Here is a 19,225-nt window from a genome sequence, read left to right as displayed (position 1 = left end):
GCATCGACGACGCCGTTGCAGGTCCTGTGGAGGTAGTGGGTAGTAATGTCTTTCCGGCGAGCCGCACGGGCGGCACACCGGCCGTCATTGCGGACAGATCAGACGAGGACTTGATGAGCGATCTCACCAGGGCAACCGAACGTCGGGCCGACCCATCGGCCGACCGCGGTGAGGGCTCGGATCGCCCCAGCGCCTCGAATCGGCGCGGCAACCGGCTGCCCCGAGACGAGCGCCGCGGCCAGCTGCTCATCGTCGCCAGCGACGTCTTCGTCGACCACGGCTACCACGCGGCCGGGATGGACGAGATCGCCGACCGCGCGGGAGTCAGCAAACCCGTTCTGTACCAACACTTTTCGAGCAAACTCGAACTGTATCTGGCGGTGCTGAGCCGGCACGTGGACAACCTGGTGTCGGGCGTGCAGCAGGCGTTGAGCACCACCACCGACAACCGGCAACGGTTGTATGCGGCGGTCCAGGCGTTCTTCGACTTCATCGAGCACGACAGCCAGGGCTACCGGCTGATCTTCCAGAACGACTACGTCAGCGAACCCGAGGTCGCCGCGCAGGTGAAGGTGGCCACCGAATCGTGCGTCGATGCGGTGTTCGCGCTGATCGCCGCCGACTCCGGGCTGGAACCGCACCGCGCCCGGATGATCGCGGTCAGCCTGGTGTCCATGAGCGTCGACTCGGCCCGGTACTGGCTGGACGCCGACCGCCCGATTTCCAAGGCGGACGCGGTCGCGGGCACCGTGCAGTTCGCCTGGGGTGGGCTGTCACACGTGCCGCTTACCCGCTCGTAGCGGCCTTTCCGGCGTGGCGGCCGACCTTGGACTCGCCCCCGATGCCGAACCCGACGCGGCGCGCGTCGGCGGCCCCGATCTCGATGTAGGCGATCTTGGCGGCGTGAATCAGGAAGCGACGGCCCCGCTCGTCGGTCAGGCCCAGCAAACCCGAGCCCGCCCGCACCGCGGCGTCGACGGCCTCTTCGACCTCGTCGGGGGTCTGGGAACTGGAAAAGACCAGCTCGCGTGGACTGTCCGTGATTCCGATCTTTACCTCCACGGTGACCCCTTCCGGTTGGCTTCAGCTGGCTTGATACCGGCCTGAGACTGGCACTGCAGTCCCTGGCCTGTTAGCAGCAGGCTAGTGGACTGCGCTGACCCGCTCGACGCGGACCTATCCGGGAGATAACGATTCGCTCCCAGCTCGGCCAACGTGCCGCACGCCGGCCGAACCTCGATAATCACATCAGTACCGTTGGCGCCATCAGACACACACTGGACGATCTCGCGGGCGGCAGCCGGGTGGTCTACGACTACCCGGACTACCCCGATGACGAGATTTACGACACAGGCGGAGCCGACTACCTCTCCGACGAGGACGGCTACGACGATCTGGGCTGGGCAACCGACCGCCGCTGGCGCCCCGTGGTGGCGATCGCCGGCGCGGTGGTGGCGACCTGCGCCATCGCCACCGCGGTCATCCTCAACAGCGGCGACACGGCGACCACCAAGGCCACCATCGGGGCGCCGACCCCGACACCCAAGACGGCAATGAGCACCCCCTCGGCGAAGCCGTCGGCCCCGCGCGTCGCGGCCCCGACCACACCCGCGCTGCCGCCCGAGACCGTCACCACCCTGACCCCAGTGCCCAGCGCCGCTCCGACCCGGACCCCGACCGCGGCGCCGCGCCCGGCGCTCCCGCCGCAGGCCGCGCCACCGCAGGCCGTGCTGAGTCCGCGTGCCGTCCTCTACAGCGTCAACGGGACCAAGCAACTGCTGGACATGGTGAACATCGTCTACACCGATGCGCAGGGCTTCCCGCAGACCGAGCTCAACGTGGCCCTGCCGTGGTCCAAGGTGGTCGTCCTGAACCCCGGCGTTCAGACCCAGTCGGTGATCGCCACCAGCATCTACAGCCGGCTCAATTGCTCGATCGTCGACGCCGCCGGGCAACCGGTCGTGGTGTCGACCAACAACTCGATGATCGCGACCTGCACCAAGTAGCCCGCGCCTCAGCTCAGGCCGAGTTCGTTCATCCGCTGATCGTGCTTGTGCTGCAACCGGTCGAAAAACGCCGCGACGTTGCTCAGGCCGTCGGGGCCCGATACCACCAGCTCGACCAGCTCATCGTGGTCGGCCAGCAAATACTGGGCCTGCGTGATCGTCTCGCCGAACAGCCGGCGCGCCCACAGGGCCAGCCGGCTGCGCTGTCTGCTGCTGGCGGTCACCGCGCTGCGCACCTCGGCGACGACGAACTGCGAGTGCCCGGTCTCCGACAGCGCCGCGCTGATCACCTCGACGCACTCGTCGGGCAGCCCGCCGGCGATCTCGAGGTACAGCTCGGACGCCAACGCGTCGGCGACATACGTCTTGACCAGGGCTTCCAGCCAGGTGCTCGGCGTCGTCAGCCGGTGATAGTTCTCCAGCGGCGACACGTACGGGGCCATCGCGGCAACCACGTCGACGCCGCGCGCTTCCAGCGCGTCGCGCAACAGCTCGTAGTGCCCCATCTCGGCGGCCGCAATGCTGGCCATGGAGATGCGTCCGCGCAGGTTGGGGGCCATTCTCGCCTCGTCGGTCAGCCGGTAGAACGCGGCGATCTCGGCGTAGGCCAGCAACGCGTACAGCTCGTTGACGGCCGGATGATCCGCGGGCAGGCGTGGCTTCAGCGAATCGGCGGAATCGGCCACCTGGTCCGCGGACGAGGACGAGGGCATGGCAACACTCTAGTCGGCAGATACGCAGGACACCGGGGGCCGCAGGTGAGCATTAGTTATCATGTGTGTAGGTAGTGGCTGTATTCATGCCGCCGCTACCGGCGAAATGTGCGTGCACGGCTGGCCCACCGGAGGCCAGCGCCTCGACGACCTGTTGGGCGACCTGTTGGAGTCGGAACTCGTGCGCGCGTGAACCGCGACAGAGAAACACGACAGAAAACCGACACGGTCACCGAAAGGCTTCCTACTCACGTATGACTTCACCCACCAGCACAACTGAACTGACCCCTCAACTGACCCCTCAACTGACCTTTGCCAACCTCGGAGTGCACGACGGCATCGTCCGCGCACTGGCCGAGAAGGGCATCGAAAAGCCCTTTGCCATCCAGGAACTCACGCTGCCGCTGGCGCTGGCCGGCGACGACGTCATCGGCCAGGCCCGCACCGGCATGGGCAAGACCTTCGCGTTCGGAGTTCCTCTCCTGCAACGGATTACGGCCGGCACCGCGACCAGGCCGCTGAGCGGCGCGCCGCGGGCCCTGGTGGTGGTGCCCACCCGCGAGCTGTGCCTGCAGGTCACCGAGGACCTGGCCGCCGCGGCCAAATACCTGACCGCCGAGGGCGGCCGCAAGCTTGCGGTGGTCTCCATCTACGGCGGACGCGCCTACGAGCCGCAGATCGAGGCGCTGCAGAACGGCGCCGACGTCGTCGTGGGCACCCCGGGCCGGCTGCTCGACCTGTGCCAGCAGGGCCACCTGCAGCTGGGCGGGCTTTCGGTGCTGGTGCTCGACGAGGCCGACGAGATGCTCGACCTGGGCTTTTTGCCCGACATCGAGCGCATCCTGCGGCAGATCCCCGCCGACCGGCAATCGATGCTGTTCTCGGCGACCATGCCGGATCCCATCATCACGTTGGCCCGCACGTTCATGGTCCAGCCCACGCACATCCGCGCCGAGGCGCCGCATTCGGCGGCCACGCACGACACCACCGAGCAGTTCGTCTACCGCGCCCACGCGCTGGACAAGGTGGAAATGGTCAGCCGGATCCTGCAGGCCGACGGCCGGGGCGCGACGATGATCTTCACCCGCACCAAGCGCACCGCGCAAAAGGTCGCCGACGAACTGGCCGAGCGCGGCTTCAAGGTCGGCGCCGTGCACGGCGATCTCGGGCAGATCGCCCGGGAGAAGGCGCTCAAGGGATTCCGCAACGGTGACGTCGACGTGCTGGTGGCCACCGACGTCGCGGCCCGTGGCATCGACATCGACGACATCACCCACGTCATCAACTACCAGATCCCCGAGGACGAACAGGCCTACGTGCACCGCATCGGCCGTACCGGTCGCGCCGGCAAGACCGGCATTGCGGTCACCCTGGTCGACTGGGACGAGCTGCCCCGCTGGGCGATGATCGATAAGGCGCTGGGCCTGGACACGCCGGAGCCCGCCGAGACCTACTCGAACTCCCCGCACCTGTACACCGAGCTGGGCATCCCGACCGAAGCCAAGGGCACCGTCGGTTCGGCCCGCAAGTCCCCGGTGAAGCGGCGCAGCACCGAGCGCGACGGCCGAGACGGCCACGCCCCGGAGAAGAAACCGCGGCAGCGCACCACCACCCGGCGGCGCACCCGCGGCGGCCAACCCGTCACCGGGCACCCCGCGCCCCCCGCCGGCGAGAACGTCGCTGCCGAAGCGACGCCCGCCGAATCCCCCGCCGCCTCCACGGGCAACGCGCGGCGGCGCCGTCGCCGCCGCAAGCCGGCGAACGCCACCACGTCCGCCAACTGAGCGCACGCCGCCGCATGGTCAGACCCGAGCGCCGCACCAAGGGCGACATCGCGGCGGCGGTGATCATCGGCGTGGTCGTTGCCACGGTCGCGGCGCTGATCTGGTGGACCAGCGATGCCCGGGCCACGATCAGCCGCCCGGCCTCGGCCCCGGTGCCCAATCCGATTGCGGCAAAGGCAGTTCCGGCCTCACTGAAAGAGCTGTGGACGGCCGCCAGCCCCGCGACCGCCGCGCCCATCGTGGTGGGTGGGGCGGTGGCCACCGGCGACGGGCGACGCGTCGACGGGCGTGACCCGGCCACCGGCGAGTCGCGTTGGAGCTACACCCGGGACACCGACCTGTGCGGGGTGTCGTGGGTCTACCACTACGCGGTCGCGGTCTACCGCGACGACCGCGGTTGCGGTCAGGTCAGCGCCATCGACGGCTCCACCGGTGTCCGCGGGCCCGCCCGCAGCGGCTACGCCGATCGGCAGGTGCGACTGTCCTCCGACGGCACAACGGTGTTGTCGGTGGGCAGCACCCGGCTGGAACTGTGGCGCTCGGACATGGTCCGGGTGATGGTCTACGGCGAGACCGACGCGCGGGTGAAGCCGTCCAACCGCGGCCTGCACTCGGGCTGCACGCTGGAGTCCGCGGCGGCCAGCTCGTCGGCGGTGTCGGTGCTGGAAGCGTGCGCGAACCAGGCCGACATGCGGCTCGTGCTGCTGCGCCCGGGCAAGGACGACGACGAACCCCAGCAACGTTTGGTGGCCGAACCGGGCATCCGGGCGGGTTCGGGTGCGCGGGTGCTGGCCGTGTCGGCGACCAACACCGCGGTGTACCTGCCGTCACCGCAGCCGAGGGTCGAGGTGGTCGACGAGAGCGGCACCACGGTGTCGAGCACACTGCTGCCCAAGCCGCCGTCGAGTTCGGCGGTGGCCACGCAAAGCGGCAGCGTGGTGACCTGGTGGACCGGCGACGCCGTCGTCGTGTTCGACGCGGCGACCCTGACCCAGCGCTACACCATCGCCGCCGGCGAGACGACCGCCCCGTTGGGGCCGGGCGTGATGATGGCGGGACAGCTGCTCGTGCCGGTCACCGACGGGATCGGCGTCTACGACGCGCTCAGCGGGGCGAACAACCGCTACATCCCGGTGCAGCGGCCGCCCAGCAAGGCCGCCGTGATCCCGGCGGTCTCCGGTTCCCGGGTGTTCGAGCAGCGCGGCGACACCGTCGTCGCGCTCGGCTAACTGAGCGCTAACTGAGCTCCACGTCGAACGTCGGCAGCGGGTTGCCGGACTTCCAGTGCTTCAGCAGCGCCTGCGCCAGCTCGCGATAGGCCGCGGCGCCCTTGTTCTTGCGTCCGGCCAACACCGACGACCCGGACGCGCTGGCCTCGGCGAAGCGCACCGTGCGCGGCACCGGCGGCGCGAGCACCGGCAAGTCGTAGCGGTCGGCGACGTCGAGCAGCACATCGCGGGTATGGGTGGTGCGGGAGTCGTACAGCGTCGGCAATGCACCCAACAACCGCAGCTTCGGGTTGGTGATCTGCTGAACGTCGGCGACCGTGCGCAGGAACTGTCCGACCCCGCGATGGGCCAGCGTCTCGCACTGCAACGGCACGATGACCTCGTCGGCGGCGGTGAGCCCGTTGAGGGTGAGCACGCCCAGCGACGGTGGGCAGTCGACGATGACCACGTCGAATTGGTCGTCGAGCTTGGCCAGCGCGCGCTTGAGCGCATACTCGCGGCCCGCCCGCATCAGCAGCATCGCCTCGGCGCCGGCGAGGTCAATGTTGGCCGGTAGCAACGTCATTCCCTCCGCCGTCGTCACCAGCGTGGCGTTCGGCTCCACCTCGCCGAGCAGCACTTCGTGCACCGACACCGGGAGTTTGTCGGGATCTTGGCCGAGCGAGAAGGTCAAACAACCCTGCGGGTCCAGGTCGACGAGCAGGACGCGCCGGCCCTTGTCCACCATCGCCGCACCCAGGGACGCGACCGTCGTCGTTTTCGCCACGCCACCCTTCTGGTTGGCCACCGCCAATACCCGGGTCTCACTCACAAGCGCTGCCCCTCCGCTCTACTTCGTCGCCAGCGCGGTCACAGTGCCCATCCTGGCATGGTTCCCTCGGGCTTCGCTTCGGGACGCCGTCCGGCAGAATTGCTTGGCATGGGCCTCCATAGCCACCGGCTGCTGCTACTGCGCCACGGCGAGACGGAATGGTCGAAGTCCGGCCAGCACACGGGCAGCACCGACATCGACCTGACCGATAACGGCCGCGCGCAGGCCAAGTCGGCCGGACAGGTGTTGGGTGAACTCGGGCTCGATGACCCGGTGGTGATCAGCAGTCCGCGCACGCGGGCCGTGGACACCGCCGAGTTGGCGGGCCTGACCGTGAACGACGTGTCGCCGCTGCTGGCCGAGTGGGATTACGGCGAATACGAAGGCGTGACAACCGCACAGATCCACCAAACCGACCCCGACTGGCTGGTGTGGACACACGGATGTCCCGGCGGCGAGAGCGTGGCGCAGGTCAGCGAGCGCGCCGATGCTGCCATCGCGATGGCGCTGGCGCAGATGGAGTCGCACGACGTGGTGTTCGTCAGCCACGGCCATTTCTCCCGCTCGGTGATCACGCGCTGGGTGGAGTTGCCGCTAGTTGAGGGACGCCGGTTCGGCATGCGCACCGCCTCGATCGCGATGTGCGGGTTCGAGCACGGGATACGACAGCTGCTGGCGCTCGGGCTGACCGGTCAGTGAGCCCGGGCGAACCGCCGTTCGTGCTGTGCGGGCCCAGCGGGACTCTGGTCGCCGACCGGGTCGCAGCGCACTTCAGCGACGTGCACGCCGCCCGGGCGGCGCTGCTGTCGGGGACCACGCCAATAGTGTTGGGCGCGTTGCCTTTTGACGTCAACCGACCCGCGTCGTTGCTGGTGCCGGAGAATGTGTCGCGCCTCGACGGGCTACCGGATTGGCCGACGGGCCCGCTGCCGGCGGTCCGCATCGCCGCGGCCATTCCGGCACCGACGGAATACCGTGCCCGGATCGGCCGGGCGCGCGATCGTCTCACCGCGCCGGGGAGCGCATTGCGCAAGGTGGTCCTGGCCCGCGCGCTGCGGCTGACCGCCGATGCGCCGCTGGACGCCCGCGCCGTCCTGCGCCGGCTGATGAACGCCGACCCGACCGCATACGGCTATCTCGTCGACCTGACCGCGGCCGGCGCCGCGCACGCCGGTGCCGCCCTGGTGGGCGCCACCCCCGAACTGCTGGTGGCGCGCTCCGGCGATCGCGTGGTGTGCCGGCCGTTCGCCGGTTCGGCCCCACGCGCCGCCGACCCCGACGTCGACGCGGCCAACGGCGCCGCGCTGGCGGCTTCGGCCAAGGACCGCCATGAGCACCGCCTGGTGATCGACGCCATGCGCGCCGCCCTGGAGCCGGTGTGCGACGACCTGACCCTCGCGCCCGAGCCGCAATTGAGTCGCACCGCCGCCGTGTGGCACCTGTGCACGCCGATCACCGGCCGGCTACGCGACATGTCAACGACGGCAATCGATCTCGCACTGGCCCTGCATCCGACGCCGGCGGTCGGCGGGGTGCCGACCGATGCCGCCGCCAAGCTGATCGCCGAGCTGGAGGGCGATCGCGGTTTCTATGCCGGAGCGGCGGGCTGGTGCGACGCCGCCGGCGATGGCCGCTGGGTGGTGTCCATCCGCTGCGCGCAGCTGTCGGCCGATCGCCGCACCGCGCTTGCCCACGCCGGTGGCGGCATCGTCGCCGAGTCGGACCCCGATGACGAAGTCGCGGAAACCACAACGAAATTCGCCACGATACTGCGTGCGCTGGGAGTCGAACAATGACCGAAAAGATCCGCCGCGCCCGACCGGAGGACACCGCCGACGTCACGGCCATGATTCACGGACTGGCCGAGTTTGAGCGTGCCCCCGATCAGTGCACTGTCACCGAAAGTCAAGTCGCTGCAGCACTTTTCGGTAGCTCTCCGACGCTCCACGCGCACGTCGCCGAGGTTGACGGCGAGGCCGCGGCGATGGCGCTGTGGTTTCTCAACTTCTCCACCTGGGACGGCGTACCCGGGATCTTTTTGGAGGATCTGTTCGTATGGCCCAAGTTTCGCCGCCGCGGCCTGGCCCTCAGGCTGCTCGCGGCGCTGGCGGCCGAATGCCGCGACAGGGGCTACACCCGGTTGTCATGGGCGGTGCTGAACTGGAACACCGATGCCATCGCCCTGTACGACGGGGTCGGCGCGGTGCCGCAGCGCGAGTGGACCACTTATCGGCTGTCGGGCCCCGAGCTGGCCGAGCTGGCCGGGCCGCGCTGATCGCCGCCGGCGGCCCAGCGCACGGCCGCGGGACTGAACAACAGCACCAGGACCGTCAGCGCCACCAGCCCCACCGGGATCCCGTAAGCCGGCTGATGCGAACCCACCGCGAGGTACCAGGCGACGGGCAGCAGCAGCAACTGCGTGAACACACCCAGGCCGCGTCCCCACCGCTTGCCGGTCACCAACGCGCGTCCGGCGGCGAGCACCGCGCCGCCGAGCACGACGAAGAAGACCGCGGTGCCCAGCCCGTTGACCACACGCTGGTCGGCCCCGCCCAACCCGCGGATCACCAGCACCGCGGCCATCACCAGCGCGGCGACACCCTGCAGGACGACGATCCAGCCCGCGCGCCGCACGGGGGCCGGCGCGGCCGGCTTGGGCACAGTCACAGCGCCAGCGTAGCCAGCCCTCATGGTCCACCTTCGGCTCGCACAGGGGCGGCTTAGCTGCCCCGCCTAAGCTGATCGATCATGCGCGCCGTGCTGATCGTGAACCCCACAGCCACTTCGACCACGCCGGCCGCTCGCGACCTGCTGGCCAACGCGCTCAAGAGCCGCCTCGAGCTCACCGTCGAACACACCCGCCACCGCGGTCACGGCACCGAGCTCGCGCAACAGGCCGTCGCCGACGGGGTCGACCTGGTCGTCGTACACGGCGGCGACGGCACGGTGAGTGGCGTGATCAATGGTCTGCTCGGGCGTCCCGGCTCGACACCGAGCGGTCCGGTGCCCGCGGTGGCCGTGGTGCCGGGCGGTTCGGCGAACGTGTTGGCCCGATCGCTGGGTATCGCGAAGGATCCGGTCGCGGCCGCCAATCAGCTCATCCAGCTGCTCGACGACTACCGCCGCCATCAAACCTGGCGGCGCATCGGGCTGATCGACTGCGGTGATCGATGGGCGGCGATCAACGCGGGGATGGGCATCGACGCGGAAGTGGTGGCCGGGGTGGAGGCGCAACGCGACAAGGGCGTCAAGGTCACCCCGCTGCGCTACTGGCGGGTTGCCGTACCCCTCACCATTGCCTTTAGCCGCCGCGAACCGACCCTCACGCTGGAACTCCCTGGCCGCGAACCGATTTCGGGCGTGCACTTCGTCTGGGTGTCCAACACCACGCCATGGACGTACAGCAATAACCGACCGATGGTGACCAACCCCGGCTGCAGCTTCGACTCCGGGCTCGGCGTCTTCGCGCTCGACGGCATGAAGGTGTTGCCCACGCTGAACTTGGTTCGGCAGATTCTCGGGAAGGGCCCCAAGCCGAACGCCAAACAACTGATCCGCGACGACGACGTGTCCTGCCTGAAGGTCACCTCGCCGGGTGCTCCGATTGCCTGTCAATTTGACGGGGAGTACCTCGGCCTGCGCGAGAGCATGACGTTCCGCGCGGTGCCCGATGCGCTGGCCGTGGTCGCCCCGCCCGCCAAAAACCGTGCCTGACCTGCTGCTATCGCAGAAGTGACGAGCTACACACCGTAAAATCCCGGTAAACAAGCGCGGCAGTGTAGTACAACTGTGTAAGGGCTTTGTTGAGAGATTTTCAAAGTGAGATGGCCCACCAGCCAACTCGGACTATTGACATCTGTCGAGCCTGTGAAACGATCGAAAGGTTGCACGCAGAAATTTTGTAGGGGTACGGAGCCTTTCTTCTGCACGCGTTTAACAGTCGCAGAAATTGCCCGTGCATCTTGCTGCGCAAACGGTAAGGAGTAATACGTATGGATTGGCGCCACAAGGCGGTGTGTCGCGACGAGGACCCGGAGCTGTTCTTCCCGGTGGGGAATAGCGGTCCGGCGCTCGCGCAGATCGCTGACGCGAAACTGGTCTGTAATCGGTGCCAGGTGACCACGGAGTGCCTCTCCTGGGCCCTGAACACAGGTCAGGACTCGGGCGTCTGGGGCGGCATGAGCGAAGACGAGCGACGCGCGCTGAAGCGTCGCAACTCCCGGACGAAGGCCCGTAGCGGAGTCTGACCCAGCTCTACATCGGTGCGGCCTCGACGATCGTCGGGGCCGCACTTGTGTGCGGGCTCCCTACAGCAGCAGCCGCGCCCGCGGGCGGGTGGGTCCGATCGGCACCCGCAGCACGACATCGGTGCCGCGATCGGATCCTTCCCGCATGCCCAGCGAGCCGTCCAGCTCGGCGGAGACCAGGGTCCGCACGATCTGCAGGCCCAGGCTGTCCGACTTCTCCAGGCTGAAGCCCTCCGGCAACCCGCGGCCGTCGTCGTGCACGACGACATCGAGCCAGCGCGCCGAGCGCTCGGCGCGGATCGTCACCGATCCCTCTTGGGCGGCCGGGTCGAAGGCGTGCTCGATGGCGTTCTGCACCAGCTCGGTGATCACCATGATCAGCGCCGTCGCGCGGTCGGAGTCCAGCACGCCGAGATCCCCGACGCGGTTGATCCGGATCGACCTGTCCACCGCTGCGACGTCGTTCATGATTGGCAGAATCCGGTCGATGACCTCGTCAAGGTTCACCTGTTCGTCCACCGACATCGACAACGCGTCGTGGACCAACGCGATCGACGACACCCGGCGCACCGACTCGATCAACGCCTCGCGGCCCTCGGCGTTGGCGGTCCTGCGCGCCTGCAGACGCAACAGCGCGGCCACGGTCTGCAGGTTGTTCTTTACGCGGTGATGGATTTCGCGGATGGTGGCGTCCTTGGAGATCAACGCCCGGTCTCGGCGCTTCACCTCGGTGACATCGCGGATCAGCACCGCGGCGCCGGCGCTGCGACCGTGCACCACCAGCGGCAGGGTCCGCAGCAGCACCGTGGCGCCGCCGGCGTCGACCTCCATCCGCATGCTCTTGCCGCCGGCGAGCAGGTCCTGCACGTGTTCGGCCATCTCCTGGGCCTCGAAGGAGTCGGAGATCAGGGGCCGGGTGACCTGGACCAGGTTGCGGTCCTCCAGCTCGCTGGTCAGGCCCATCCGGTGGTAGGCCGACAAGGCGTTGGGGCTGGCGTACGCGACGACACCGTTGACGTCGAGGCGGATGAAGCCGTCGCCGGCGCGCGGGGTGGAGCGCGACATGGCCACGTCCCGCACGTCGGGAAAGGTGCCCTCGGCGAGCATGTGCAGCAGGTCCGTCGCGCACGCCCGGTAGGCGGTCTCGAGGTGACCGGAGTTGCGCTCGGCCGCCAGCTCGGTCTGATGCTGCGTGAGCACCGCCACCACCTGTTCGCCGTATCGCACCGGCGACGCGGCGACGTGCGGTCCGGGGAGTTTCCGCGAATCCCGTTGGGCCGCATCGCTTTCCCGCACCAGGACGCCGGCGCCGGCGGCGCTGAAGGCCTCGACGACCAGCGGCGCCCGCTCGGCGGTGACGACGCTGCCGACCGCGTCGGCCTGCATGACGGTCGGTGCGGTGTTCGGCCGGCATTGCGCCACACACACCAGCACGTCGTCGTCGCGGCGAACCCACATCAGGTAGTCGGCGAACGACAGGTCGGCCAGCAGCTGCCACTCCCCGACCACCGCGTGCAGGTGATCCACCGCGTTGCCGGGCAGCATCGTGTGTTCGGCGAGCAAATCACCGAGCGTGGACATCAGTTACTTTCGAGTCGTTCCCCGCTGGAAGTTCGGGCCTAGCTGATCACGGCGATGAGGTCACCCGCCTGGATGACGTCGCCCACCGCCACGCTTACCTTGCTGACGGTGCCGCCGACTTCGGCCAGGACGGGGATTTCCATCTTCATCGACTCCAGCAGCACCACGACGTCGCCCTTGCCGATCTCGTCGCCCTCGTTGACAACGACCTCGAGCACACTGGCGACGATCTCGGCGCGAACATCCTCGGCCATCTTCACTCCACTCGTTTCGGCCCTGGAATAGGTCGGCCGCATGCTGGCGGTTGGTGTATATCGAACCACACGACGCACCCAGACCGCGGTTACCCGGCTTGCGAAGGCGGTCAGCGTCGCGTCGGGCGTCCATGAGAAGATGGACAGCAATCTGACGGGTGCGCGGCGCCCGGTATCCCAGCATTGACGGAGGTTCCCCCATGGCCAAGCGCGGCCGCAAAAAGAAAGACCGCAAGTACAGCAAGGCCAACCACGGCAAGCGGCCCAACAGCTAACTCGCTACGGCCCGCCCCGGATGATGGTGGTGCGCCGGATCTCCAGGCGAAGCCGCTCCTTCAAACCCTCGGGGGCCTTCTCGCCTTTGCACTTGGCGGCAATCAACGCCTTGATCCGCTCCTCGAGCCCGTAATGCTTGAAGCATCCCGGGCAGGCCTCGAGGTGCCGACGCAGCTTCTCCTTGTTTTCCGGCGTGCATTCGCCGTCCAGCAGCGTCCATACCTCGGCGATCACCTGCGCGCAGCCGATGTCGCCATGCGCGTCGTCGTTGGGGCACGGCGCCGCCGGCTCGGAAAACTCGCTCATGACGACACCTCCTCAGGCGCCTGACCTCGGATGAAGCCGCGGTCCTTGGCCACGTCGGCCAGCAGACTGCGCAGCTGACGCCGGCCGCGGTGCAGCCGGGACATCACGGTCCCGATCGGCGTGTCCATGATCTCCGCGATTTCCTTGTACGGGAAACCTTCCACATCGGCGTAGTACACCGCCATGCGGAACTCTTCGGGCAATGCCTGCAGCGCCGCCTTGATCTCGGTATCCGGCAGCGACTCCAGCGCCTCGACCTCGGCCGAGCGCAATCCGGTGGAGGAATGCTCGGCGTTGGCCGCCAGCTGCCAGTCGGTGATCTCCTCGGTCGGATACTCCGACGGCTGCCGCTGCTTCTTGCGGTAGCTGTTGATGTAGGTATTGGTCAGAATCCGGTACAGCCACGCCTTGAGGTTGGTGCCCTCCCGGAACGACCGGAACCCGGCGTAGGCCTTCACCATCGTCTCTTGCAGCAGGTCCTCCGCGTCGGCGGGATTGCGCGTCATGCGCAGCGCGCCGCCGTACAGCTGATCCAGCAACGGAATCGCGTCGCGCTCGAAGCGCGCCGTCAGCTCCGCATCGGTTTCTTCACGGGTTTCTTCACGGGTCTCTGCAGGCCGCGGCGGCCCCTGACCATCGTCGAAGTCGTTGAGGTCGGCCATTTCGATTAGCACGGTCCCTTCTGTCGCGGTGTCCCCGGACCACACCGGTAGTGACACCGGACTCGCTAACAGGCTCGTCGCCATCGACGTCGGAGACACCAGACTCCTCCTCCCAATCTAGAGGCTGCGACCGACACCGTGCTCGTGTGTATCACCTGCCGAAAGTAAACCGAACGTTTTAACAGCGGTTTGACCCGGGCTATTTCCGAAGCCCCCGGTCAGATCGGGCGCCGCAGGGCGTTAGTGTGACGCCATGTCCCTTAAAGGCAAGACCATGTTCATCTCTGGGGCCAGCCGCGGCATCGGCCTCGCCATCGCCAAGCGGGCCGCGCAAGACGGCGCCAACATCGCCCTGATCGCCAAGACCGCCGAGCCGCACCCCAAGTTGCCGGGCACGGTGTATACGGCGGCCAAGGAACTCGAGGAGGCGGGCGGTCAGGCGCTGCCGATCGTCGGAGACGTCCGCGACCCGGACTCGGTGGAATCCGCCGTGGCCAAGACCGTCGAGCAGTTCGGCGGCATCGACATCTGCGTCAACAACGCGTCGGCGATCAACCTGGGGTCGATCACCGAGGTGCCGATGAAGCGCTTCGATCTGATGAACGGCATCCAGGTGCGCGGCACCTACGCGGTGTCGCAGGCGTGCATCCCGCACCTGAAGGGGCGGGAGAACCCGCACATCCTGACCCTGTCGCCGCCGGTGCTGCTGGGCAAGGAATGGCTGAAGCCGACCGCCTACATGATGGCCAAGTTCGGCATGACGCTGTGTGCGTTGGGGATCGCCGAGGAGATGCGCGAGCACGGCATCGCGTCGAACACGCTGTGGCCGCGCACCCTGGTGGCCACCGCCGCGGTGCAGAACCTCCTCGGCGGCGACGAGGCGATGGGTCGCGCGCGCAAGCCCGAGGTGTATTCCGACGCGGCCTACGTCATCCTCAACAAGCCGGCGAAGGAGTACACCGGCAACATGCTGCTGTGCGAGGACGTGCTGGTGGACTCCGGCGTCAAGGACCTCTCGGTCTACGACTGCGTTCCGGGTTCGAAGCTCGGCGTCGACTTCTGGGTGGACGGCGTCAACCCGCCGGGATATTCGGGGCCTTAAGCGCGTGGCCACACCGGGGATCGCTGCCCTTGTGAAAGCCGGTGTGCCACATGAGGTTTGCCACTTCGACGTCGTCACCGACCTGTCGGACTCCGGGGAGTTCGCGCCCGAGCAGGTGTTCAAGACGCTCATCATCGCTCTACCGCAGGAGCTGGCCGTGGCGATCGTGCCGGTGCCGTCGAAGCTGTCGTTGAAGGCGGCCGCGGCGGCGCTAGGCGTGCCCAAAGCCACAATGGCCGAACCCGCCGCGGCCGAGCGCTCCACCGGCTACGTGGTCGGCGGGATCTCGCCGTTCGGGCAGCGCAAGCGGCTGCGGACGGTGCTGGACGCCTCGGCGCTGGGCTGGGAGCGGATGTTGTGCAGTGCCGGTAGGCGCGGCTGGGATGTGGTGGTTTCGCCGCACGACCTGATCCGGCTGACGGGCGCGATCACCGCGGATTTGATTGCGCGAGCGTAACCGCACCGCGAAAACCGGCGCTTGGATTCGCGGTGCGGTTACGCTCGCGAAAGTTGGGGAGGTTATCCCGTGCTTTCGCCTGTGGGAACGGTGATGTCGCGTTTCTGGACCTTGCCGGTGGGCCCCTTGGGCAGCGCGTCGACGAGCCACACCTGGCGCGGATACTTGTAGGCGGCCACCCGGGCCTTGACGTAGTCCCGCAACTCCTCGGCCGTCACCGCTGCGTCCTTCTTGAGGGCGACGGCGGCGGCGACTTCCTCGCCGAGGGAGTCGTGCGGGACGCCGATGACGGCGGCCTCGGCCACCTCCGGATGCTCGTAGAGCACCTCCTCGATCTCGCGGGGGTACACGTTGTAGCCGCCGCGAATGATCATGTCCTTGGTGCGATCGACGATGTAGAAGTAGCCGTCCTCGTCGACGCGTCCGACGTCCCCGGTGTTCAGCCACCCGTCTTCGGTGATGGTGGCCTTCGTCGCGTCGGGCAGGTTCCAGTAGCCCTTCATGACGTTGTGGCCGCGGATCTGGATCTCGCCGGTCTGGCCCGGCGGGACCTCGACCCCGTCCAGATCGACCAGCCGCATCTCGACTCCTTCGATCGGGGTGCCGATGGAGCCCGCCTTGCGTTCGCGATTCGGGTGATTGAACGCGGCAGCCGGAGAGCTCTCGGACAGGCCGTAGCCCTCGAGAACGGTGCAGCCGAAAGCCTTTTCGAAGTCGTTGAGCACCTGGACGGGCAGCGCCGCGCCACCGGAGACACAGGTGCGCAGGCTGCGCGTGGCCTCGGAGGAGGTGTCGTCCGCCACGCTGAGCAGTGCCGAATACATCGTCGGCACGCCCTCGAACACCGTGACGTGGTCGCGCTCGATCACCTCGAGCGCGGTGCGCGGGTCGAACCGTGGGATCAAGGTCAACATCGCGCCGGCGAGGACCGACACGTTGAGGCCGCAGGTCAGTCCGAAGACGTGGAACAGCGGCAGGCAGCCCATCACCACGTCGTCCGGGCCGGTCTCGACCAGGGTGCGCATGCTGACCTCGCAGTTGCGGCTCAGGTTGCCGTGCGTGAGCATCGCGCCCTTGGGCTTGCCGGTGGTGCCGGACGTATGCAGGATGACCGCGACGTCGTCGTCGGCGCGCTGCACCGGCGCTTGGCCCGGGAGATCCGCGGTCAGCTCGGCCAGGCCGGCGTCGTCCACGAGCCAACACGTGGCGCCCGCCTCGGCGGCGCCGGCGTTGGCCTCCTCGGCGAAAACGGTCGCCGCGAACAGCGCCTTGGCGCCGGTGTTGGACAGGTAGAAGGCCACCTCGCGGGACTTGAGCAGCGGGTTCATCGGAACCGCGACGGCGCCGCGGTAAATGATCCCGTAGAACGCGATGGCGAATGCCGGGGTGTTGGGCAGCATCACCCCGACCCGGTCGCCGGGCTCGATGTCGGCCTGCTGCAGCAGCGTGGCCACGCGGGCGGCGGCGGCATCGAACTCGCCGTAGGTGATCTGCAGATCGTCACACCGCAACGCGATCCGGTCGGGGTTGCGGTCTTTCGATGCGACGAGGTTGGCGCTCAAACCGGTCATCGGGTGCCTTTCGGAAATGTCCTGTTGCCCTCCCATCGTCGTTCAGGCGTGAGAGCAAGACAATGCCGCGGCAGACGATGCGCGGTCGAGTTTCCTACCCGCCGTGCGCCTTTGCGCGGCTGCGGACCCCGAAGGCGCTGATGATGTCCATCAGGCCGATGGCGATCAGCCAGCAGCCGGCGACCAGGGTCAGGATCGCGATCGACTCGATCGGCGAGATGATCAGCACGCCGCCGCCGATGACGATGATCAGACCGGAGATCACCTGCCAGCCACGTCCGGGCAGGTGATCGAACGACAACGCCGAGGCGAGCAGGGTCATCCCCCGGAACACCCAGCCGATCCCGATCCAGAGGGCCAATAGCGCGACCGCCTCGAACTTGTCGCGGAAGCAGAAGAAGCCCAGCACCACCGACACGGCGCCGGTGATGAACCCCAGCACCCTCATCGCGGCGCCGGCATGGGTACCGAAAGCGGCAAACATGTAACCGATTCCGGACACCACCAGGTAGATGCCGAACAACGCACCGGCCACCCACAATGTCTTGCCCGGCCAAGCGAGCACGATGACACCAAGGGCTATGGATGTGATGCCGACAAGCAGGAGCATTTGCCAGGTGCTCCGGGCGAGTTGCTGCAAAGGACCTTCAAAAACGGTCTTTTCGCTGGTTGTCATGAAAAAACGATAGGTCGGGGCCCGCGCTAAGAGAATGTTCGTGGCGACACAATCCGGTGAAGCGCCGGTATCGCAATGTGGACGAGCCGCTTTCGTTACCCGATCACAACCACGCGTAGATACTGGGCAGTGTGAACAACACCGCGGTGGTCGTGGGCGGCGGCCCCAACGGGCTCGCCGCCGCCGTCGTCTTGGCCGCCGAAGGCGTGCGGGTCACCGTGCTCGAGGCCGCCGACGAGGTCGGCGGCGGCACCCGCAGCGGCGAAGCCATCGTTCCCGGCCTGCTGCACGACCACTGCTCGGCGATCCACCCGATGGCCGTCGGGTCGCCGTTTCTGAGCCGCTTCAACCTCGACCGCTACGGCCTTGCGTGGCGCTGGCCGGAGATCGACTGCGTGCACCCGCTCGACGACGGCAGCGCCGGAGTGCTGCACCGCTCGGTGCGGCAGACCGCCGCCGGCCTCGGTCGCGACGGCTCGCGGTGGGAGCTTGCGTTCGGCTACCCGGCTTCGAGGTTTGACGCCCTGTCCGAGGACATCATGCGGCCGCTGCTGCGGTTCCCGCATCACCCGCTGATGCTGGCGCGGTTCGGGGCGCCCACCGTGCTTCCGGCTTCGACCTTCGCCCGGTTCTTCCGCACCGAGCAGGGCGGTGCCTTGTTCGGAGGCGTTGCGGCCCATGCCTTCCGGCCGTTGCACTACCCGATGACGTCGGCCATCGGGATGGGCATCATCGCGGCCGGCCACCGGCACGGCTGGGCGGTGGCCGAGGGCGGCTCGCAATCGATCACCAACGCGATGGTGTCACTGCTCGGCGATCTGGGCGGCAAGGTCGAGACCGGCGTGCGGGTGGAAGATGCCGCGCAGTTGCCGCCCGCGGATATCACCATGTTCGATCTGGCGCCCGGCGCGGTCGCCCGGATCCTCGGCGAGCGGCTACCTCGCCGAATCTTGCGGGCGTTCACCAAATTCCGGCGCGGCCCCGGCGCCTTCAAGGTCGACTTCGCCGTCGAGGGCGGTGTGCCCTGGACGAACCCGGACGCGCACCGGGCCGGCACGGTGCACCTCGCCGGCAGCTTCGCCGAACTGGCCGCCACCGAACGCGAGATCCACGCCGGCCGCATGCCCGAGCGTCCGTTCGTCCTGGTCGGCCAGCAGTATCTGGTCGACCCGCAGCGCTCGGTGGGCGATGTCCATCCGGTGTGGAGCTACGCCCACGTGCCGAACGGCTACACCGGTGACGCGACCGAGGCGATCACCGCCCAGATCGAACGGTTCGCCCCGGGCTTCCGGGACCGCATCATCGGGTTGGCGGTTCGCTCGACGACCGAGATGGACTGCTACGACGCGAATTTCGTCGGCGGCGACATCATGACCGGCGCCAAGGACCTTCGCCAGCTGACGTTCGGTCCGCGAATCACACTGTCGCCCTACCGCGTTGGCGTTCCGGGCATGTACATCTGCTCGGCGGCCACCCCGCCGGGCCCGGGCGCGCACGGCATGTGCGGCGCCAACGCCGCCCGGCTCGCGCTGGCGCACCTCGCCACCTAG

24 protein-coding genes are annotated in these 19,225 nt (G+C 68.1%); 14 read left to right on the top strand and 10 right to left on the bottom strand.

All coding sequences use genetic code 11. The features are described 5' to 3' along the window. Window positions 1-113 precede the first annotated feature (113 nt). Window positions 114-800, top strand: a complete 687-nt coding sequence (locus G6N66_RS04845) for a TetR/AcrR family transcriptional regulator (RefSeq protein WP_085231396.1) — start codon at window positions 114-116, stop codon at window positions 798-800. Here the strand turns inward: G6N66_RS04845 and G6N66_RS04840 are convergent. Beyond that, the gene (locus tag G6N66_RS04840) at window positions 787-1,062 is read right to left on the bottom strand and encodes a DUF3107 domain-containing protein (protein ID WP_085231397.1); all 276 of its coding nucleotides are present in this window, start codon (window positions 1,060-1,062) and stop codon (window positions 787-789) included. The two genes, G6N66_RS04845 and G6N66_RS04840, sit on opposite strands and share 14 nt — an antisense overlap. Before the next feature lie 242 nt (window positions 1,063-1,304). On the opposite strand from G6N66_RS04840, the gene G6N66_RS04835 reads away from it, so the two are divergent. After that, window positions 1,305-2,006 (top strand): MmpS family transport accessory protein, encoded by a 702-nt coding sequence (locus G6N66_RS04835; RefSeq protein ID WP_169721507.1) that lies wholly within the window; start codon window positions 1,305-1,307, stop codon window positions 2,004-2,006. 8 nt (window positions 2,007-2,014) lie between these two features. On the opposite strand, the gene G6N66_RS04830 is transcribed toward G6N66_RS04835, so the two are convergent. Further along, window positions 2,015-2,719: a ferritin-like fold-containing protein gene (locus tag G6N66_RS04830; RefSeq protein ID WP_085231399.1), complete on the bottom strand. Its 705-nt coding sequence runs from the start codon at window positions 2,717-2,719 to the stop codon at window positions 2,015-2,017. Window positions 2,720-2,780: 61 nt separating this feature from the next. On the opposite strand from G6N66_RS04830, the gene G6N66_RS29960 reads away from it, so the two are divergent. The 3 genes from G6N66_RS29960 (at window position 2,781) to G6N66_RS04820 (ending at window position 5,732) form a co-directional block, all read left to right on the top strand. Then, window positions 2,781-2,912 (top strand): hypothetical protein, encoded by a 132-nt coding sequence (locus tag G6N66_RS29960; RefSeq protein ID WP_263988241.1) that lies wholly within the window; start codon window positions 2,781-2,783, stop codon window positions 2,910-2,912. Between the two features lie 61 nt (window positions 2,913-2,973). Next, the gene (locus G6N66_RS04825) at window positions 2,974-4,503 is read left to right on the top strand and encodes a DEAD/DEAH box helicase (protein WP_085231400.1); all 1,530 of its coding nucleotides are present in this window, start codon (window positions 2,974-2,976) and stop codon (window positions 4,501-4,503) included. Window positions 4,504-4,517: 14 nt separating this feature from the next. Then, window positions 4,518-5,732 carry an Rv3212 family protein gene (locus G6N66_RS04820; RefSeq protein WP_085231401.1) on the top strand — a complete coding sequence of 405 codons (1,215 nt, stop codon included), beginning with the start codon at window positions 4,518-4,520 and terminating at the stop codon, window positions 5,730-5,732. A 7-nt stretch (window positions 5,733-5,739) separates the two neighbouring features. Here G6N66_RS04820 and G6N66_RS04815 read toward each other — a convergent pair whose 3' ends face one another. Continuing rightward, window positions 5,740-6,543, bottom strand: coding sequence for a ParA family protein (locus G6N66_RS04815; RefSeq protein ID WP_085231402.1), 804 nt, complete (start codon window positions 6,541-6,543; stop codon window positions 5,740-5,742). A 108-nt stretch (window positions 6,544-6,651) separates the two neighbouring features. On the opposite strand from G6N66_RS04815, the gene G6N66_RS04810 reads away from it, so the two are divergent. The 3 genes from G6N66_RS04810 to G6N66_RS04800 are packed head-to-tail and all read left to right on the top strand — an operon-like array spanning window position 6,652 to window position 8,818. Next, window positions 6,652-7,242, top strand: coding sequence for an acid phosphatase (locus tag G6N66_RS04810; protein WP_085231403.1), 591 nt, complete (start codon window positions 6,652-6,654; stop codon window positions 7,240-7,242). After that, window positions 7,239-8,339: an isochorismate synthase gene (locus G6N66_RS04805; RefSeq protein WP_085231404.1), complete on the top strand. Its 1,101-nt coding sequence runs from the start codon at window positions 7,239-7,241 to the stop codon at window positions 8,337-8,339. Before G6N66_RS04810 ends, G6N66_RS04805 begins: the two co-directional genes overlap by 4 nt. Then, window positions 8,336-8,818, top strand: a complete 483-nt coding sequence (locus G6N66_RS04800) for a GNAT family N-acetyltransferase (RefSeq protein ID WP_085231405.1) — start codon at window positions 8,336-8,338, stop codon at window positions 8,816-8,818. Before G6N66_RS04805 ends, G6N66_RS04800 begins: the two co-directional genes overlap by 4 nt. On the opposite strand, the gene G6N66_RS04795 is transcribed toward G6N66_RS04800, so the two are convergent. Continuing rightward, on the bottom strand, window positions 8,770-9,234 hold the full coding sequence (locus G6N66_RS04795) for a hypothetical protein (protein ID WP_085231406.1): 465 nt from the start codon (window positions 9,232-9,234) through the stop codon (window positions 8,770-8,772). The two genes, G6N66_RS04800 and G6N66_RS04795, sit on opposite strands and share 49 nt — an antisense overlap. A gap of 57 nt (window positions 9,235-9,291) precedes the next feature. On the opposite strand from G6N66_RS04795, the gene G6N66_RS04790 reads away from it, so the two are divergent. Further along, window positions 9,292-10,257 (top strand): diacylglycerol/lipid kinase family protein, encoded by a 966-nt coding sequence (locus G6N66_RS04790; protein ID WP_085231407.1) that lies wholly within the window; start codon window positions 9,292-9,294, stop codon window positions 10,255-10,257. Window positions 10,258-10,535: 278 nt separating this feature from the next. Continuing rightward, window positions 10,536-10,790, top strand: a complete 255-nt coding sequence (gene whiB1, locus G6N66_RS04785) for a transcriptional regulator WhiB1 (protein ID WP_085231408.1) — start codon at window positions 10,536-10,538, stop codon at window positions 10,788-10,790. 60 nt (window positions 10,791-10,850) lie between these two features. Here the strand turns inward: whiB1 and G6N66_RS04780 are convergent, their stop codons facing one another. Both G6N66_RS04780 and G6N66_RS04775 read right to left on the bottom strand, forming a co-directional pair. Next, complete coding sequence (locus G6N66_RS04780) at window positions 10,851-12,371, bottom strand: sensor histidine kinase (RefSeq protein WP_085231409.1); 1,521 nt, start codon at window positions 12,369-12,371, stop codon at window positions 10,851-10,853. Between the two features lie 38 nt (window positions 12,372-12,409). Then, the gene (locus G6N66_RS04775; protein ID WP_085231555.1) at window positions 12,410-12,625 is read right to left on the bottom strand and encodes a biotin/lipoyl-binding carrier protein; all 216 of its coding nucleotides are present in this window, start codon (window positions 12,623-12,625) and stop codon (window positions 12,410-12,412) included. Window positions 12,626-12,825: 200 nt separating this feature from the next. Between G6N66_RS04775 and G6N66_RS30330 the strand changes: the two genes are divergently transcribed. After that, a complete protein-coding gene (locus G6N66_RS30330; RefSeq protein WP_139825066.1) occupies window positions 12,826-12,900 on the top strand; it encodes a 50S ribosomal protein bL37 in 75 nt (24 codons plus the stop codon). A gap of 4 nt (window positions 12,901-12,904) precedes the next feature. Here the strand turns inward: G6N66_RS30330 and rsrA are convergent, their stop codons facing one another. Beyond that, window positions 12,905-13,207 carry a mycothiol system anti-sigma-R factor gene (gene rsrA / locus G6N66_RS04770; protein WP_085231410.1) on the bottom strand — a complete coding sequence of 101 codons (303 nt, stop codon included), beginning with the start codon at window positions 13,205-13,207 and terminating at the stop codon, window positions 12,905-12,907. Then, window positions 13,204-13,869: a sigma-70 family RNA polymerase sigma factor gene (locus tag G6N66_RS04765; protein ID WP_372515611.1), complete on the bottom strand. Its 666-nt coding sequence runs from the start codon at window positions 13,867-13,869 to the stop codon at window positions 13,204-13,206. Before G6N66_RS04765 ends, rsrA begins: the two co-directional genes overlap by 4 nt. Before the next feature lie 253 nt (window positions 13,870-14,122). Between G6N66_RS04765 and G6N66_RS04760 the strand changes: the two genes are divergently transcribed. Further along, window positions 14,123-14,971: an SDR family oxidoreductase gene (locus G6N66_RS04760; protein ID WP_085231412.1), complete on the top strand. Its 849-nt coding sequence runs from the start codon at window positions 14,123-14,125 to the stop codon at window positions 14,969-14,971. Then, entirely contained in the window at window positions 14,958-15,428 is a 471-nt protein-coding gene (locus tag G6N66_RS04755) for a YbaK/EbsC family protein (RefSeq protein ID WP_085231556.1), read from the top strand. The genes G6N66_RS04760 and G6N66_RS04755 overlap by 14 nt, the downstream gene beginning before the upstream one ends. Window positions 15,429-15,490: 62 nt before the next feature. On the opposite strand, the gene G6N66_RS04750 is transcribed toward G6N66_RS04755, so the two are convergent. Both G6N66_RS04750 and G6N66_RS04745 read right to left on the bottom strand, forming a co-directional pair. Next, complete coding sequence (locus G6N66_RS04750; protein WP_085231557.1) at window positions 15,491-16,999, bottom strand: long-chain-fatty-acid--CoA ligase; 1,509 nt, start codon at window positions 16,997-16,999, stop codon at window positions 15,491-15,493. 94 nt (window positions 17,000-17,093) lie between these two features. Next, entirely contained in the window at window positions 17,094-17,675 is a 582-nt protein-coding gene (locus G6N66_RS04745; RefSeq protein ID WP_085231413.1) for an HdeD family acid-resistance protein, read from the bottom strand. Window positions 17,676-17,806: 131 nt separating this feature from the next. Between G6N66_RS04745 and G6N66_RS04740 the strand changes: the two genes are divergently transcribed. Continuing rightward, window positions 17,807-19,225, top strand: coding sequence for a phytoene desaturase family protein (locus G6N66_RS04740; RefSeq protein ID WP_139825052.1), 1,419 nt, complete (start codon window positions 17,807-17,809; stop codon window positions 19,223-19,225).

The sequence above is a fragment of the Mycobacterium conspicuum genome, from assembly GCF_010730195.1.
GTDB lineage: Bacteria > Actinomycetota > Actinomycetes > Mycobacteriales > Mycobacteriaceae > Mycobacterium > Mycobacterium conspicuum.
The sequence above is the reverse complement of the archived record's forward strand: the minus strand, read 5'-3'. Positions and strand labels throughout refer to the sequence as shown.

Coding starts and splice junctions, on each gene's coding strand:
- G6N66_RS04845 (WP_085231396.1), top strand. CDS start 114: ATGAGCGATCTCACCAGGGCAACCGAACGTCGGGCCGACCCATCGGCC.
- G6N66_RS04830 (WP_085231399.1), bottom strand. CDS start 2,719: ATGCCCTCGTCCTCGTCCGCGGACCAGGTGGCCGATTCCGCCGATTCG.
- G6N66_RS29960 (WP_263988241.1), top strand. CDS start 2,781: ATGTGTGTAGGTAGTGGCTGTATTCATGCCGCCGCTACCGGCGAAATG.
- G6N66_RS04825 (WP_085231400.1), top strand. CDS start 2,974: ATGACTTCACCCACCAGCACAACTGAACTGACCCCTCAACTGACCCCT.
- G6N66_RS04820 (WP_085231401.1), top strand. CDS start 4,518: ATGGTCAGACCCGAGCGCCGCACCAAGGGCGACATCGCGGCGGCGGTG.
- G6N66_RS04810 (WP_085231403.1), top strand. CDS start 6,652: ATGGGCCTCCATAGCCACCGGCTGCTGCTACTGCGCCACGGCGAGACG.
- G6N66_RS04800 (WP_085231405.1), top strand. CDS start 8,336: ATGACCGAAAAGATCCGCCGCGCCCGACCGGAGGACACCGCCGACGTC.
- G6N66_RS04795 (WP_085231406.1), bottom strand. CDS start 9,234: ATGAGGGCTGGCTACGCTGGCGCTGTGACTGTGCCCAAGCCGGCCGCG.
- G6N66_RS04790 (WP_085231407.1), top strand. CDS start 9,292: ATGCGCGCCGTGCTGATCGTGAACCCCACAGCCACTTCGACCACGCCG.
- whiB1 (WP_085231408.1), top strand. CDS start 10,536: ATGGATTGGCGCCACAAGGCGGTGTGTCGCGACGAGGACCCGGAGCTG.
- G6N66_RS04780 (WP_085231409.1), bottom strand. CDS start 12,371: ATGTCCACGCTCGGTGATTTGCTCGCCGAACACACGATGCTGCCCGGC.
- G6N66_RS04775 (WP_085231555.1), bottom strand. CDS start 12,625: ATGGCCGAGGATGTTCGCGCCGAGATCGTCGCCAGTGTGCTCGAGGTC.
- rsrA (WP_085231410.1), bottom strand. CDS start 13,207: ATGAGCGAGTTTTCCGAGCCGGCGGCGCCGTGCCCCAACGACGACGCG.
- G6N66_RS04765 (WP_372515611.1), bottom strand. CDS start 13,869: ATGGCCGACCTCAACGACTTCGACGATGGTCAGGGGCCGCCGCGGCCT.
- G6N66_RS04760 (WP_085231412.1), top strand. CDS start 14,123: ATGTCCCTTAAAGGCAAGACCATGTTCATCTCTGGGGCCAGCCGCGGC.
- G6N66_RS04750 (WP_085231557.1), bottom strand. CDS start 16,999: ATGACCGGTTTGAGCGCCAACCTCGTCGCATCGAAAGACCGCAACCCC.
- G6N66_RS04745 (WP_085231413.1), bottom strand. CDS start 17,675: ATGACAACCAGCGAAAAGACCGTTTTTGAAGGTCCTTTGCAGCAACTC.